The 14,732-nt window shown below is 72.6% G+C and carries 11 protein-coding genes; 6 read left to right on the forward strand and 5 right to left on the reverse strand.

Translation table 11 applies throughout. From position 1 onward, the window contains the following. Positions 1 to 12 precede the first annotated feature (12 nt). On the reverse strand, positions 13 to 2,319 hold the full coding sequence (locus GA0070617_RS05795; RefSeq protein ID WP_229688137.1) for a serine/threonine-protein kinase: 2,307 nt from the start codon (positions 2,317 to 2,319) through the stop codon (positions 13 to 15). 200 nt (positions 2,320 to 2,519) lie between these two features. On the opposite strand from GA0070617_RS05795, the gene GA0070617_RS05800 reads away from it, so the two are divergent. Both GA0070617_RS05800 and GA0070617_RS05805 read left to right on the forward strand, forming a co-directional pair. Next, a complete protein-coding gene (locus GA0070617_RS05800) occupies positions 2,520 to 4,103 on the forward strand; it encodes an acyl-CoA mutase large subunit family protein (protein ID WP_091434659.1) in 1,584 nt (527 codons plus the stop codon). 461 nt (positions 4,104 to 4,564) lie between these two features. Further along, positions 4,565 to 5,821 carry an amidohydrolase gene (locus tag GA0070617_RS05805; protein ID WP_091434662.1) on the forward strand — a complete coding sequence of 419 codons (1,257 nt, stop codon included), beginning with the start codon at positions 4,565 to 4,567 and terminating at the stop codon, positions 5,819 to 5,821. Positions 5,822 to 5,907: 86 nt separating this feature from the next. Here the strand turns inward: GA0070617_RS05805 and GA0070617_RS05810 are convergent, their stop codons facing one another. Beyond that, positions 5,908 to 6,954 carry a DUF4349 domain-containing protein gene (locus GA0070617_RS05810; protein WP_091434664.1) on the reverse strand — a complete coding sequence of 349 codons (1,047 nt, stop codon included), beginning with the start codon at positions 6,952 to 6,954 and terminating at the stop codon, positions 5,908 to 5,910. 116 nt (positions 6,955 to 7,070) lie between these two features. Here GA0070617_RS05810 and GA0070617_RS05815 point away from each other — a divergent pair, with 116 nt between their 5' ends. The 3 genes from GA0070617_RS05815 to GA0070617_RS05825 all read left to right on the forward strand — a co-directional run bounded on the left by GA0070617_RS05815 (position 7,071) and on the right by GA0070617_RS05825 (position 9,645). Beyond that, the gene (locus GA0070617_RS05815; protein ID WP_091434666.1) at positions 7,071 to 7,697 is read left to right on the forward strand and encodes an MBL fold metallo-hydrolase; all 627 of its coding nucleotides are present in this window, start codon (positions 7,071 to 7,073) and stop codon (positions 7,695 to 7,697) included. A 4-nt stretch (positions 7,698 to 7,701) separates the two neighbouring features. Continuing rightward, the gene (locus GA0070617_RS05820) at positions 7,702 to 8,769 is read left to right on the forward strand and encodes a hypothetical protein (protein ID WP_373868299.1); all 1,068 of its coding nucleotides are present in this window, start codon (positions 7,702 to 7,704) and stop codon (positions 8,767 to 8,769) included. 87 nt (positions 8,770 to 8,856) lie between these two features. Further along, complete coding sequence (locus GA0070617_RS05825; protein ID WP_229688135.1) at positions 8,857 to 9,645, forward strand: helix-turn-helix domain-containing protein; 789 nt, start codon at positions 8,857 to 8,859, stop codon at positions 9,643 to 9,645. A gap of 105 nt (positions 9,646 to 9,750) precedes the next feature. Here the strand turns inward: GA0070617_RS05825 and GA0070617_RS05830 are convergent, their stop codons facing one another. Further along, complete coding sequence (locus GA0070617_RS05830; protein ID WP_091434668.1) at positions 9,751 to 10,206, reverse strand: gamma-glutamylcyclotransferase family protein; 456 nt, start codon at positions 10,204 to 10,206, stop codon at positions 9,751 to 9,753. A gap of 106 nt (positions 10,207 to 10,312) precedes the next feature. On the opposite strand from GA0070617_RS05830, the gene GA0070617_RS05835 reads away from it, so the two are divergent. Beyond that, the gene (locus GA0070617_RS05835; protein ID WP_091434670.1) at positions 10,313 to 11,716 is read left to right on the forward strand and encodes an NAD(P)H-quinone dehydrogenase; all 1,404 of its coding nucleotides are present in this window, start codon (positions 10,313 to 10,315) and stop codon (positions 11,714 to 11,716) included. 74 nt (positions 11,717 to 11,790) lie between these two features. Here the strand turns inward: GA0070617_RS05835 and GA0070617_RS05840 are convergent, their stop codons facing one another. Both GA0070617_RS05840 and GA0070617_RS05845 read right to left on the reverse strand, forming a co-directional pair. After that, positions 11,791 to 12,414, reverse strand: coding sequence for a DedA family protein (locus tag GA0070617_RS05840; RefSeq protein ID WP_229688134.1), 624 nt, complete (start codon positions 12,412 to 12,414; stop codon positions 11,791 to 11,793). A gap of 348 nt (positions 12,415 to 12,762) precedes the next feature. Then, complete coding sequence (locus tag GA0070617_RS05845; protein WP_175440735.1) at positions 12,763 to 14,694, reverse strand: ABC transporter ATP-binding protein; 1,932 nt, start codon at positions 14,692 to 14,694, stop codon at positions 12,763 to 12,765. Positions 14,695 to 14,732: the final 38 nt, after the last annotated feature.

Consider the following 14,732-nt stretch of genomic DNA (forward strand, 5'->3'; position numbering starts at 1 on the left):
GCCCCCGGCAGCTCAGCCGGCGGAGGTGAGTTGGAAGGACTTCACCATCTCGTCGAAGATCGGTTTGCTCTCCTCGAACCGGTCGTGGCCGGAGGTGAGATAGAAGGAGTACGCCTTCCCCTCGTGCACCACCCCGCGCCACACCCCGTGCCGCCGCTTGTCACCCTCGCCGCAGGTGTACTCCAGCTCCGCCGCCGCCTTGCCGGCCAGCTCCTTCTCGTCCAACGCGAGTTGGTTGTACGGCTTGGCGCAGGTGTTTCGGGTCCGCAGCCCGTCCGCGGCGACCTCGGCCCAGCGGACCGAGGTGGTCCGGAAGTCCTCCACGATGATCCGCACCCGGCGGCCGGAGTCCTCCGGGTCGGTGTAGTCCACGAAGCTGCCGCCGGTGGCGCGCTTCCAGTCCTTGGGCACCATCACCCGTACCCCACGGGCGGAGTGTTCCCGCAGCTCCAGGTCACTGCCGACGGGAGCGGCCGAGGGGGTCGGGCCGGCCTGCGGCGCGACCGGCTCCTCGTCGCCGCCGCTGAACAGCACGATCGCGCCGATCAGCAGCACCACGGCCAGCCCGCCGGCCGCGGCGAGCTGCACCTTGCGGGGCAGCGCCCGCACGGTGGCGACCAGCCGGTCACCGGCCCCCCGGGCGCCGCCGGTGCCGCTGCTCGCGGCGGGGGTGGTCCACGGCTGGCCGGTGCCCGGCACCGACCACTGGTTGCCACCGTAGCCGCCGCCGGGCGGACCGGCGGCCGGAGCACCCCACGCCGGCACGGCCTGGGTGGCGTCGGCCCGCCCACCCGCGCCGGGCGGAGCACCCCACGCCGGTACGGCCTGGGTGGCGTCCGCACGGCCACCGCTGATCCGCTGGGTGGCCTCGGGGCCGCCGGCGTCGATCCGCTGGGTGGCCTCGGGCTGGCCACCGATCCGCTGGGTGGCCTCGGACTCACCGGCACCGGCACCGGCATCGGCACCGAAACCGGCGGACCGGTTGGTGCCGTAGGTGGTCTGGGGGCGCTTGCCGAAGGGGACCGCCTGGGTGGCGTCGGCCGCACCGGCCGCGGACCGGCCGGCCGCGTCGGCCCGGTCACCGGCACCCAGCCGCAGGGTCGCCTCCGCCTGGTCGTCGCCGCCGGGCTTGTCGGTCGACCCCGTCCGGCCCGGGGCCGGCATCGCCCCGGTCGGCGTGTGCAGCGGACCGGCCAATGCGTCCGCGCTGGTCTCGTCCAGTGCGGCGGCGCTGGCGGCGGGCTTCTTCGGCCGTCCGAGCCGGCGCAACTCGGCGAGCCGGTCGGTGAGCGACTCGCCGGGGCCGATCATCGCCCGGCCACCGATCTGACCGCTCGGCTTCGGCTCCGGCGTCGCCACCGCCGGTGCCGGTGGCGACACCGGGCGCTGCACGGGCACCACGGCGTACGGGTCGGTCACCGAGTGCACCGCGGTCGCGGTGCTGGTCAGCGGCCCGGCGAGCAGCTCACGCAGGGTGGCGCGGGCGGTGTGCACGTCGGTACGGCGGGCCGGGTCCTTCTCCAGCAGACCCATCAGCACCGAGGTCAACGGGCCGCTGCGGGACGGTGTGGCGGGCGGATCCTCGACCACGGCGTGCATGGTCTCGATCGGGTCACCCTTGTCGAAGGGAGGCCGGCCCTCCACCGCCGTGTAGAGCGTCACGCCGAGCGAGAACAGGTCGCTCGGTGGCCCGAAGTCCTGCCCCATGGCCCGTTCCGGGGAGATGAAGTGCGGCGAGCCGAGCACCATTCCCGGGGTGGTGAGCTGCACGTCGGTGGGCATCCGGGCGACGCCGAAGTCGGTGAGCACACAGCGCCCGTCGGTGCAGATCAGCACGTTGGCCGGCTTGACGTCGCGGTGCAGCACCCCGATCGAGTGCGCCACCTCCAGCGCGCCAAGCAACGCGATGCCGATCTTGGCAACCGCCCGGGGGGCGACCGGACCGTCCTCGATCACCATGTCGGCCAGGCTGCGGGCGTCCAGCAGCTCCATCACGATCCAGGGGCGACCACCCTCGGTCACCACGTCGTACACCTGGACCACGGCGGGATGCTGGATGGCGGCGGCGGCGCGGGCCTCCCGCAGGGTGCGTTCGTACATCGAGTCACGGTCACTGGGGGCCAGGCCCGGGGGAAGGATGACCTCCTTCACCGCGACGTCACGGCGGAGCAGGGTGTCGTTGGCACGCCAGACCGTGCCCATACCGCCGTTGCCCACCGGCGAACGCAGTGAGTAACGGTCACCGATGGTGGTGCCGGGTGCCGCACGTCCGTTCGGGGGACTGACTTGTCCACCGCTCCACGTCGGAATCTGAGTCACAGAAAAGCCACCGGGGGAGTTCGAGGGGGGCTGGGACACAACCCCCCTATCTTGCTTGTTCCGACGCCCGATGCGAAACCCGGCGCGACGGACGTTTACTGAAACGATGGTCCCGACCCGGGGGTTCACCTCCGGTGTCGGCGGCGTGATGTGCGCAATCCCTCACCCGGCTGACCAGCTGAGCGGCCTACCATCCGGTGATGAGCGAACGGCGGTCGAGCGAGTCCGGTTTTCCCATCAAGGACGTCTACACGGCGACGGACCTCCCTGCGGACCTCGACGAAAGCCTCGGTGACCCGGGCAGCTACCCGTACACCCGGGGGGTCTACCCCACCATGTACACGTCGCGGCCGTGGACCATGCGCCAGTATGCCGGGTTCGGCACCGCCACCGAGTCCAACGCGCGGTACCACCAGTTGTTGCGGGCCGGCACCACCGGCCTGTCGGTCGCGTTCGACCTGCCCACCCAGATGGGGTACGACTCGGACGACCCGATCGCGCACGGTGAGGTGGGCAAGGTCGGGGTGGCCATCGACTCCATCGAGGACATGCGGCTGCTCTTCGCCGAGATCCCGCTGGACAAGGTCTCCACCTCGATGACCATCAACGCCCCCGGCTCGGTGCTGTTGCTGCTCTACCAGCTCGTCGCCGAGGAGAACGGGGTGCCGGGCACGGCGCTCAACGGCACCATCCAGAACGACATCCTCAAGGAGTACATCGCCCGGGGCACCTACATCTTCCCGCCGAAGCCCTCGCTGCGGCTGGTCGCCGACACCTTCGCGTACTGCCGGGCGGAGGTGCCCCGGTGGAACACCATCTCCATCTCGGGCTACCACATGGCCGAGGCCGGCGCGAGCCCCGCGCAGGAGATCGCGTTCACCCTGGCCAACGGCGTGGAGTACGTCCGCGCCGCGATCGCCGCCGGGCTGGCCGTGGACGACTTCGCGCCCCGGCTGTCGTTCTTCTTCGTGGCCCGGACCACCCTGCTGGAGGAGGTGGCGAAGTTCCGTGCCGCCCGGCGGATCTGGGCCCGCCTCATGCGCGACGAGTTCGGGGCGAAGAACCCCAAGTCGATGATGCTGCGCTTCCACACCCAGACCGCCGGGGTGCAGCTCACCGCCCAGCAGCCCGAGGTGAACCTGGTCCGGGTGGCGGTGCAGGGCCTCGGTGCGGTGCTCGGCGGCACCCAGTCGCTGCACACCAACAGCTTCGACGAGGCGATCGCGCTGCCCACCGAGAAGGCGGCCAGGTTGGCTCTGCGCACCCAACAGGTGCTGGCGTACGAGACTGACCTGACCGCCACCGTCGACCCGTTCGCCGGCTCGTACGTGGTGGAGGCGATGACCGCGGAGCTGGAGACGGCGGCGGACGTGCTGATGCAGCGGGTGTTCGAATACGGGTCGGCGGTGGAGGCGATCGAGGTCGGCTTCCAGAAGCGGGAGATCGAGCAGTCGGCGTACCGGATCGCCCAGGAGATCGACTCGGGGGAGCGGGTGGTGGTCGGCCTCAACCGGTTCACCGTCGACACCGAGGAGCCGTACGAGCCGTTGCGGGTGGACCCGACGATCGAGAAGGCGCAGGCCGAGCGGTTGGCCACGCTCCGTGAGCAGCGGGACGCCGACGCGGTACGGCGGTGCCTGGCCGAGCTGCGCTCGGCCGCCTCGGGCACCGGCAACGTGCTCTACCCGATGCGCGAGGCGCTGCGGGCGCGGGCCACGGTGGGTGAGGTGTGTGGCACCTTGCGCGAGGTGTGGGGCACCTACCGCCCGAACGACCGGTTCTGACCCCGGTACGGGTCGCGCAGGGCGCCGGTCGAGGTGATGATCGTGAGCGCACGGGGTAATCCGATCGGGTGAAGCGGGACGCACAGCGTGTGCGGTCGAGCCGGGGTCCGGCGTGTGAGCGTCGGGGCTCCGCTGTTGCCGGGTGTCGTCGGGTAATTGTCGGAGGGTCACTCTCCTAGAGCGGCCAATGCGACAATTCGGCACGACGATCGTTGGTCCTCGGTACCGATTTGGTGATTGCCGGCCGGTTACGCGTTGTAGGAGGTGTGGGGCAGATGACCGCCTTGAACCCCGATCTACCTGCTGTCCCGCAGATTGTCGACCCCTCTCACCAGGGCGTACGTGACGCTTTGCGGTCTGATCACTACCGGAACGAGGTTGCGCAGCGTCACCGTCGGCGGTCTAGGCTGTCTGCTGTCCCACCCGAAGATCCATCCATTTCTAGTGATCGAGAATTCGACGTGACGAGTGCTTTGACGCTGCCCGGTGCCGGCCAACTCGGCTCGGATCCGCAGCTTCCAGCCGGGTCCCAGCCGCTGCCCTTCGAGCTCGACCACCTGCTCGCCCGCCGGGTGCCGGGGCTGATCGCCACCCGCCGTCACATCCACTCCCACCCGGAGCTCTCCGGCACGGAGTTCGAGACCGCGGCGCTGGTCGCCCGGGAGCTTTCCCTCGCCGGGCTGCACCCCCGGCTGCTGCCCAAGGGCAACGGCGTGATCTGCGACATCGACGGCCGCCCCGACGGTCCGGTGGTGGCCCTGCGGGCCGACATCGACGCGCTGCCGCTGACCGACGCCAAGGACGTGCCGTACCGCTCGACGGTCGACGGGGTCTGCCACGCCTGCGGGCACGACGTGCACACCACCGTGCTGCTCGGGGTCGGCATGCTGCTGGCCCAGCTCGCGGACGCCGGCCAGCTGGACGGTCGGGTCCGGCTGCTCTTCCAGCCGGCCGAGGAGATCCTGCCCTGCGGGTCGCTGGAGGTCATCGAGGCCGGCGGGCTGGAGGACGTGGTCCAGATCTTCGCCCTGCACTGCGACCCGAACCAGCCGGTGGGCAAGGTCGGCCTGCGGGTCGGCCCGATCACCGCTGCCGCCGACAACGTCACCGTCCGGCTCAGCGGACCGGGCGGGCACACCGCCCGCCCGCACCTCACCGTCGACCTGGTCGACGCCCTCGGCCGGCTGGTCACCGAGGTGCCGGCCCTGGTCAGTCGCCGGGTACCGGCGAACAGCGGCCTGCTGCTGGTCTTCGGCCACGCCGCCGCCGGCACCCGGAACAACGTCATCCCCTCCGAGGCCTCCGCCTCCGGCACCCTGCGGGTGATGGACCGCGACACCTGGGAGCTCGCCCCCAAGATCGTGTCCCAGGTGGTCCGGGACGTGATCGCCCCGACCGGGGCCACCGTCGACCTGGAGTACCTGCGCGGACGTCCCCCGGTCAGCAACGACGCCCGCGCCATCGACGTGCTCACCGCCGCCACCGCCGCCGCGCTCGGCCCCGAGGGGGTCGCCGAGACCCCGCAGAGCATGGGCGGCGAGGACTTCTCCTGGTACCTGGAGCACGTTCCCGGCGCGCTGGCCCGGCTCGGCGTCGGCCGGACCGGCCCCAACGTCGACCTGCACCGCCCCACCTTCGACGTCGACGAGCGGGCCATCCCGGCCGGCGTCCGGGTCCTGGTACAGACCGCCCTGCGGGCCCTGGCAGCGGCTCGCTGACCGTCGGGCCCGTGCTCGCTCCGCGCTCCACCAAGCTCTAGATCTTGGACACTTACCGTCCAAATAGGACGGTAAGTGTCCAAGATTCACTTCGGGTCGTACCCTGAGGGTTGGGTGGGGGGTGCGGGGGGCGGGGTGGGTGCGCCTGTCGGGGTGGGTGTGGGGGGCGGGGTGGGGGTGGGGGTTTGGGTGGGCGGGGCCAGCCCGAAGCGGGTGGGCGGCCCGCCCGGTGGGGGCGGCGTCGACCGCTTCCGGCGGCGCAGCCACACGACCAGTGCCCCTACCGGTACGCCGAGCACGATGAGCCACGGCAGCAGTGCGCCCAGCACGGTCAACAGGACCGTCACCGATATCCCGAAGACCCGCCAGCCGGCGCGCAGGCCGGCCAGGAAGCCCGTCTCGGACTCCTCCTCGGCGGTGCTCGCGTCCGCCCCGACCAGGGTCACCGTGATGGTGGAGAGCGCCGTCAGGTCCGCCAGCCGGCGCTTCTTCGCCTCCAGCGAGGCCAGGTCGGCCTCCCGCCGGGCCAGTTCGCTCTCCAGGGTGACCAGGTCGCTTATCGACTCCGCGCGGGCCAGCAGCCGTCGGGCGCTCTCCACCCGGGCCCGCTGGGTGGCGATCCGCGCATCGAGGTCGACCACCGCCTCGGTGACGTCCTCGGTGCTGATCCGCCGGGACTCCTGCCGGCCCAGGCCGGCGAGCTGGTCGAGGATCGAGGTGAACTTCTCCGCGGGTACCCGAAGTTGCAGTTCGGCGCGGGCGTTGCTGCCGGTGCTGTGCCGTTCGTCGGCGCCGACGAACCCGCCGGCCCCGGTGGCCGCGGCGGCGGCGTCCCGGGCGGCGGCCTCCACGTCGCCGTCCACCCGGACCCGCATCGTTCCGCTGTAGACGATCGACCGCTGCTCCACCCGCAGGTCGGTGGCCCCCCGCTCCGGCGGCGGGGCCTCGCCCTCGGCCGGGGCCCGCCCCGCCTCGGGGGCCTGCGGCAGGGCCGGCTGCGGGGCTGCCGCATCCGACCTGGCGGTGCCCGAATCCTCCGAGCCGCCCCGGCTGCACCCCCCGGCGGCCAGTACCGCTACCAGACCCAGCGCCGCCAGGGTCCGCACCCGTCGCCGTCTACTGCCTGTCGTCATTCCCCGCTCCCGTCCTCGACCCTCGGCGTGCGATACGTCGGACGCGGCGCGGTGCCGCGCCGGTTCCGGCAGACTGCGCTTCAGGACGTCACGATTGAGTAAATCGAGGAGGAGCGATGCAGCTCACCAAGTACGCCCACTCCTGCCTCCGGATCGAACACGAGGGTGCGGTGCTCGTGGTCGACCCGGGTGGGTTCTCCGAGCCGGCGGCGTTGACCGGGGCGGACGCGGTGCTGATCACCCACGAGCACCCGGACCACGCCGACGTCGGGGAGATCACCCGACAGCTCGACCGCAAACCGTTCGTCATCCACGGCCCGGCGTCGCTGTCCGGGGTGCTCGGCGACGCCGCCGAGGTGCTACGCCCGGTCGAGCCGGGCCAGACGTTCACCGCGGCGGGCGTGCCGGTCCGGGCGTACGGCGGCCGGCACGCCCTGATCCACCCCGACATCCCGGTGGTGGACAACCTCGGGTACCTCCTCGACGGGACCGTCTACCACCCGGGGGACTCACTGGTGGTCCCGGACGTACCGGTGGAGACGCTGTTCGCGCCGATCCACGCGCCGTGGTCGAAGTTCTCCGAGGTGCTCGACTTCATCCGGGCGGTCGCCCCACGCCGCGCCCTGGCCCTGCACGACGGTCTGCTCAACGACAACGGCCTGACCGTGCTCAACCGGCAGTTCACGGCCCTGTCCAACTGCGAGTACCAGCGGTTGGCACCGGGCACCCGGCTCGACGGCTGAGCCGGTGCCGGAGTCCTCCTCCGACGACGTCGTCCGGCGGCTGTACGGCACGCCACCGGCGCGGTTCGTCGCCGCCCGGGACGCCGCCGTCGCCGAGGCCCGCCGGGCCGGCGACCCGGCCACCGCCCGTCGGCTCGCCCGACTGCGCCGACCCACCGTCGCGGCCTGGCTGGTCAACCTGCTCGCCCTGCGCCGGCCGGACCTGGTCGCCGAACTGGCCGGGCTCGCCGAGGCGCTGCGGTCGGCCCAGCGCGAGCTGCGCGGCCCCCGGCTACGGGAACTTTCCGCCCAACGGCGTGCCGTCGTCGGTGCGCTGGTCGCCGAGGTCCGCCGGCTCGCCGCCGAGGAACCGGCGGCGCCACCGGCCGGGAAACTGCCGCTGGCCGAGGTGGAGGCCACCTTCAACGCCGCGCTCTCCGATGCCGGGGTGGCCGAGCAGGTCCGCTCCGGCCAGCTCCGACGGGCCGCCAGCTACGCCGGATTCGGCGAGGTGCCCCGACCACACCTGCGGCTGGTCACCGGCGGGGAGGAGGTGCCGGCCGTACCCGAACCGGCGCCGGCACCGTCGCGCGGCGGGCCGGACCGGGCGGCCCGGACCGAACGGGCCCGTCGGCGTCGGGCGTTGGAGCGGGAGCTGGCGGCGGCGCGTACCGGGGCGGACCGGGCGGCGGCGGAACTGGCCGGCGCGGCGGCGGCCGAGCGCGACGGCGTCGCCGCCCTGGCCGCTCTCGACGCCGAACTGGCCGAGCTGGAACGGCGTCGGGCCGGTGCCGAGCAGGAGGTGCAGCGGGCCCGGTCGGCCCGCCGGGCGGCGGAGCGGACCCACGCCGCCGCCCGGCGGCGCGCCGGCGAGGTGGAGGCCGCGATCGAGGCCCTCACCGAGCAGACCTCCGCAGCCCACCCCACCGAGGACGGTCCCGGCGACACCACCGGGCAGCCTCCGGACGCCGGGCCGGCATCGGGCGGTGGGCAGGCTTCGGCCGCCGGTGCCGCCGGTGCCGCCGGTGCCGCCGGTGCCGCCGGTGCCGCCGGTGCGCGGGGCAGCGGACCGGGCCGTCGCCGGGCACACTGACCAGGATGAATGGGTACGCTCAGTGAAGCCGGGCGGGGAGGCGGGAATGAGTACATGCGGTGGGCTGGGCCGCCCGGGACCTCGGACATGACGCCGGAGCAGATCGCCACCGCCAGCCGGGCCGTGGTGCTCGCCCTCGGCGATGCCTACAACCGGGATGCCGGCACCCTGCGCCGGGCCCGGTTGCTCGGCATCTCCGTGTGGGCGTTCCGGGTCACCGGCTGGGCGGGGCCGCTCGGTGACGTCTCCGCCGGTACGGTCACCGCCGCGCTCGGCCTGGTCGCCCCCGACGCGGTGGCCGAGGGGTGGGAGACGGCGACCCGGACGGTACGCCCGGTCGAGGTGGCCGCCGTGAGCCTCGCCGAATGCTGCCGGTGGGGTGACGAGCGGCTCACCGCGCTGCCCGGGGTGGACCGGCTGGCCGCGCTGCTGGTCCGGGTGGTCGCCGCGGCGGACGCCACCGGGATGCCACTCTTCGCCGCCTGGCGGGCCATGCCGGTGCCCCGCGACACCCCGGGCGCGCGGGCCGCCGTGGGGCTGCGCCTGCTGCGCGAGCACATCCTCGGCGGGTACCTGATCGCGTCGCGGGCCAGCGGGCTGAGCCCGCTTGAGGCGCTGCTCGCCGGAGGGCGGGGTGAGGCCGACGCGATCGCCTGCGGATGGCTGCCGCCGTACCCGCCGGTCGGCCCGCTGATCCGGCGGCAGCTGCGGGCGGAGATGGTGACCGACCGGCTGATCTCGACCGCGTTCCGGGCGCTCAGCTCGCGTGAGGGCATCGAGCTGGTGCGCCTGCTCAACGAAGCCCGGCGGCACCTGACGGAACCCGAGGTCCGGCGGCACCTGACGGGGCCCGGGGACCGGCGGCAGCCGGACTGACCGGCCGGGTCAACCATCCGTCACTCTGTGTGATTCACCGCCGGGGTGGCCCCCCGGCGGGCGCCCGGTGTGCCGACGGCGCAGACTGTGGGGGTGACAGTCGTGCTACGCCGAGGCGGTGCCGGTGGGGCGGGACCGCAGCTCCAGGACGTAGTCGTCCGGCGCGCCCGCCTTCTCGGCGGCGTTGGCGATCTCCGAGAGGTACCAGGACGTGGGCAGGCCGCCCTCGTACCCGGTGAAGACGTAGATCCAGGCGGTCACGTCCCCGTCCAGCGTCTCCACGCGTACGTGCAGCTTGCGGTAGGTGCCGGCGGTCACGCCCTCCAGCTCGTCGAGCTGGGCGGCGTCGTACGGGTGGATGTCGTAGAGGGCCACGAAGACCCGGTCGCCGGGCGACTCCACGACGGTGCTTACCGCACCCTCCCAGCCGATCACGTCCTCACCGGCGAAGGTGAGTCGCCACCCTTCGAGCCAGCCGACACCCACCATGGGCGAGTGCGGGCAGTAGGCGCGCATCCGGGCGGGGTCCAGGTTTGAGCCGTAGGCGGCGTAGTGACGCACGGCGATGACGATAGCCCGACGGACGGGTGAGGGAGAATACGACGGTGCGTGTCGGACGCGATGGGGAGAAGAAAGTCACTGTGGGCACGAGCGAGGGGCGGAACCGGTGAGCCAGATCGTGATCATCGGCGGTGGGCCGGCCGGTTACGAGGCCGCACTGGTGGCCGCGCAGTTGGACGCCGAGGTGACGGTGGTCGAGGCCGAGGGCGCCGGGGGCGCCTGCGTGCTCTCCGACTGCGTCCCGTCGAAGACCTTCATCGCCAGTTCCCAGGTGGTCACCGCGTACCGGGACAACGAGGCCTTCGGGGTTCTCTCCGCCGGGCTGGAGGCGGTCACCGTCGACGCCACCCTGGTCCACGAGCGGGTCAAGCGGCTCGCCCTGGCCCAGTCCGCCGACATCCAGGCCAAACTGGTCAAGGCCGGGGTGACCTTCGTGGCCGGCAGCGCCCGGCTCGGCGAGGACATGCTCGGGCACACCCACCGGGTCATCGTCACCCCCGCCGACGGCGGCCCGGAGTACTCGCTGGACGCCTCGACCGTGCTGGTCGCCACCGGCGCTACCCCCCGGCAGCTGCCCACCGCCGTGCCCGACGGGGAGCGCATCCTCACCTGGCGTCAGGTGTACGACCTGCCCGCCCTTCCGGAGCACCTCATCGTGGTCGGCTCCGGCGTCACCGGCGCCGAGTTCGCCAGCTCCTACCTCGCCATGGGTGTCGAGGTCACCCTGGTCTCCAGCCGGGACCGGGTGATGCCCCACGAGGACGCCGACGCCGCGATGGCCATCGAGCAGGTCTTCCGGACCCGCGGCATGAGCATCCTGAACAACTCCCGCGCCCAGGGCGTCCGCCGTACCGCCGACGGCGTCGAGGTCGAGCTGGCCGACGGTCGTACGGTCACCGGCTCGCACGCGCTGATCGCGGTCGGCTCGATCCCCAACACCGACGGGCTCGGCCTGACCGAGTACGGCGTGGAGCTGGCCAAGGGCGGTTACGTGACGGTGGACCGGGTCTCCCGGACCAACGTGCCCGGCATCTACGCCGCCGGTGACTGCACGGGGGTGCTGCCGTTGGCGAGCGTCGCCGCCATGCAGGGGCGGATCGCGATGTGGCACGCCCTGGGCGAGGCGGTCCGGCCGCTGCGGCTGCGTACCGTCGCCGCCAACGTCTTCACCGACCCGGAGCTGGCCACCGTCGGCGTCTCGCAGGACGAGGTGGACGCCGGCCGGATCCCGGCGCGTCCGGTGATGCTGCCGCTGTCCGGCAACGCCCGGGCCAAGATGGACGAACTCTCCGACGGCTTCGTGAAGCTGTTCTGCCGGCCGGCCAGCGGGCAGGTGATCGGTGGTGTGGTGGTGGCGCCCAAGGCCAGCGAGCTGATCCTGCCGATCACCATGGCCGTGGAGAACAACCTGACCGTCAACGAGCTCGCCCAGACCATCACCATCTACCCCAGCCTCTCCGGCTCCATCACCGAGGCCGCCCGCCAGCTCATGCTCCACGAGCTCGAATAACCCGCCCCGAGCGCCCGCCGGTCGCGGCAGCTCCGTGGCTGTGGTCTGCCGCGCAGGTGGGCGCCACCCCGCGGTCAGGTGGCCGGTGGCAGTGGGGGTGCGGGTGCGGGTGCGGGGTTGCGGGGGCCGAGCAGGGCCATCGCCCAGCCGGCCGCCGCGAAGCCCACCGCCGCCACCCCGGCCACCAGGGCGAGACGCCAGGCCGACCCGGTGAGGGCCACCCCGCCGAGATGCCCGACCAGTACCCCGTACGTGGCCCAGCCCAGCGCCGCGGCCGCGTCGTAGCAGAGGAACAACCGGTACGGGTACCGGCTGCGGCCGGCGGAGAAGCAGGCCGCCATCCGTCCGCCGGGCACGAAGCGGCAGAGCAGGATGACCAGCGGCCCCGGCTGGCGTAATCGGTGCAGGACCCGGGCGGCGGCCCGCCGGGCCCGGCCGGCGACGGTGGTGCGGGGTGGCCGGCGGTCCGGGGCGACCCGGCCGAGCAGGTAGCAGGCCAGGTCGCCGACGAAGACGCCGAGCGCGCCGACCCCGATCGCCAGCGGCAGGTTCAGCTCGCCGTAGACCGTGAGCGCACCCGTGGTGATCATGAGGAGCTGGGTGGGGATGATCGGCACGAAGGCATCCGCCACCAGCAGCCCCAGCAGGACGAGGTACGCCCAGAGGGGTGACGTGACATCAACGGGTGCTTCGAGCATGACCGCCATCTCGCCGGGTTCGGCCCATCGGACGTTGCCAGCCTGAGGGTACGTCCCTCGTCACCTGGGATGGGCCCGGCTGCTGGTGACGCCGACCACCGTAGCGATCAACCAGAAACAACGACACACCGTCACGACGGTGACGGGACAACCGTGATCTGACCGCAACGGGTGACCGCCAGTCGTCGGATCGGGGTCGACCGCGTACCGTTGTCTGCGCGCGGCCAAACGACGTCAGGTCCCCCGTTCCTGGCGGTCGGGGCCGCCGGGCCGCCGGCAGGTCCCGTGCCGGCGGCCCACCCTCAACCGCCCGGCCCCGCGCCCGCCAGTTGCCGTTACCGGGCGGGATCAGCCCGCGACGGGCTCGGGCACCGCCTCGCTGTCGGTGGCCACCACCGGCTGGGAGAACTGCGCCTGGTACAGCCGGTGGTACGGCCCGTGCGCGGCGAGCAACTCCTCGTGGGTGCCCTTCTCGACGATCCGGCCCCGCTCCATCATCAGGATCAGGTCGGCGTCGCGGATGGTGGAGAGCCGGTGGGCGATGACGAAGCTGGTCCGGTCCGAACGCAGGGCCGCCATCGCCCGTTGCAGCAACACCTCCGTGCGGGTGTCCACCGAGCTGGTCGCCTCGTCCAGGATCAGCAGGGACGGCTCGGCGAGGAAGGCGCGGGCGATGGTGATGAGCTGCTTCTCCCCGGCGCTGATGTTGCTGCCCTCGGAGTCGATGACGGTGTCGTACCCCTCGGGCAGGCTGTGCACGAACCGGTCCACGAAGGTGGCCCGGGCGGCGGCCAGGATCTCCTCCTCGGTCGCCTGCGGCCGGCCGTAGGCGATGTTCTCCCGGATGGTGCCGCCGAAGAGCCAGGCGTCCTGGAGCACCATGCCGACCCGGCCCCGCAGGTCGTCGCGGCGCATGGTGGTGACGTCCACCCCGTCGAGGGTGATCCGCCCGGCGTCCAACTCGTAGAAGCGCATGATCAGGTTGACCAGGGTGGTCTTGCCGGCACCCGTCGGCCCGACGATCGCCACCGTCTGACCCGGCTCGGCCACCAGGGACAACTCCTCGATCAACGGCTTGTCGGCCGCGTACCTGAAGCTGACCTGCTCGAAGGCGACCCGGCCGCGCGGCTCGGTGATCCGGGCCGGCTCGGTCGGGTCGGGGCTCTGCTCCTCGGCGTCGAGCACGGCGAAGACCCGCTCCGCCGAGGCCACGCCGGACTGCAGCAGGTTGGCCATCGAGGCCACCTGGGTCAGCGGCTGGGTGAACTGGCGGGAGTACTGGATGAACGCCTGCACGTCGCCGAGGCTCATGGTGCCGCTGGCCACCCGAAGGCCACCGATCACGGCGATCACCACGTAGCTCAGGTTCCCGATGAACATCATCGCCGGCATGATGATCCCGGAGACGAACTGGGCACCGTAGCTGGCCTTGAACAGCTCCTCGTTCTTGGCGTGGAAGGCCGCCTCCACCTCGTGCTGCCGGCCGAAGACCCTGACCAGCTCGTGGCCGGTGAAGGCCTCCTCGATCTGCGCGTTCAGCTGGCCGGTGTGGGTCCACTGGGCGATGAACTGCCGCTGCGAGCGCTTTGCGATCTGCTGGGTCACCACCACCGACAGCGGCACGGCGACCAGCGCCACCAGGGCCAGCAGCGGCGAGATCACGAACATCATCACCACCACCCCGACCACGGTGAGCAGCGAGGTGAGCAGCTGGCTCAACGTCTGCTGGAGGGTCTGCGAGATGTTGTCGATGTCGTTGGTGACCCGGCTGAGCAGCTCACCCCGGGGCTGCCGGTCGAAGTAGGGCAGCGGCAGCCGGTTGAGCTTGTCCTCCACGTCGGCGCGCAGCCGCAGCATGGTCCGCTGCACCACCCCGGTGAGCAGCCACCCCTGCCACCACAGCAGCAGACTCGCGGCGAGGAAGAGCACCAGCGCCAGCAGCAGCACCCGGCCCACGGCGGCGAAGTCGATGCCCACCCCGGGCACCACGTCCATCCGGGCGAGCATGTCGGCGTAGCTGTCGTTGCCGGCCGCCCGGGCCGCCGCCACGGCCTGCTCGGCGGTGGTCCCCTCGGGCAGGGACCGGCCGATCACGCCGGTGAAGATCAGGTCGGTGGCGTGCCCGAGCAGCTTCGGCCCGATGACGGTCAGCGCGATGCTGACCACCGCCAGCGTGATGATCGCGACCAGCTGCACCCGGTGCGGCTGTAGCCGGCGCAACAACCGACGAACCGACGGACCGAAGTTCATCGACCGCTCGGCGGGCATCCCGGCATTCATCCACCCGTGACCGCCACGAGGCCCGCCCGGCAGGCGCT

The organism is Micromonospora yangpuensis (assembly GCF_900091615.1).
Classification (GTDB): Bacteria; Actinomycetota; Actinomycetes; order Mycobacteriales; family Micromonosporaceae; genus Micromonospora; species Micromonospora yangpuensis.

Bases quoted from the DNA above. Each gene is read 5' to 3' on its own strand.
- GA0070617_RS05810 (WP_091434664.1), bottom strand. From the start codon at position 6,954: ATGACGACAGGCAGTAGACGGCGACGGGTGCGGACCCTGGCGGCGCTG.
- GA0070617_RS05800 (WP_091434659.1), top strand. From the start codon at position 2,520: ATGAGCGAACGGCGGTCGAGCGAGTCCGGTTTTCCCATCAAGGACGTC.
- GA0070617_RS05845 (WP_175440735.1), bottom strand. From the start codon at position 14,694: ATGAATGCCGGGATGCCCGCCGAGCGGTCGATGAACTTCGGTCCGTCG.
- GA0070617_RS05840 (WP_229688134.1), bottom strand. From the start codon at position 12,414: ATGCTCGAAGCACCCGTTGATGTCACGTCACCCCTCTGGGCGTACCTC.
- GA0070617_RS05825 (WP_229688135.1), top strand. From the start codon at position 8,857: ATGACGCCGGAGCAGATCGCCACCGCCAGCCGGGCCGTGGTGCTCGCC.
- GA0070617_RS05815 (WP_091434666.1), top strand. From the start codon at position 7,071: ATGCAGCTCACCAAGTACGCCCACTCCTGCCTCCGGATCGAACACGAG.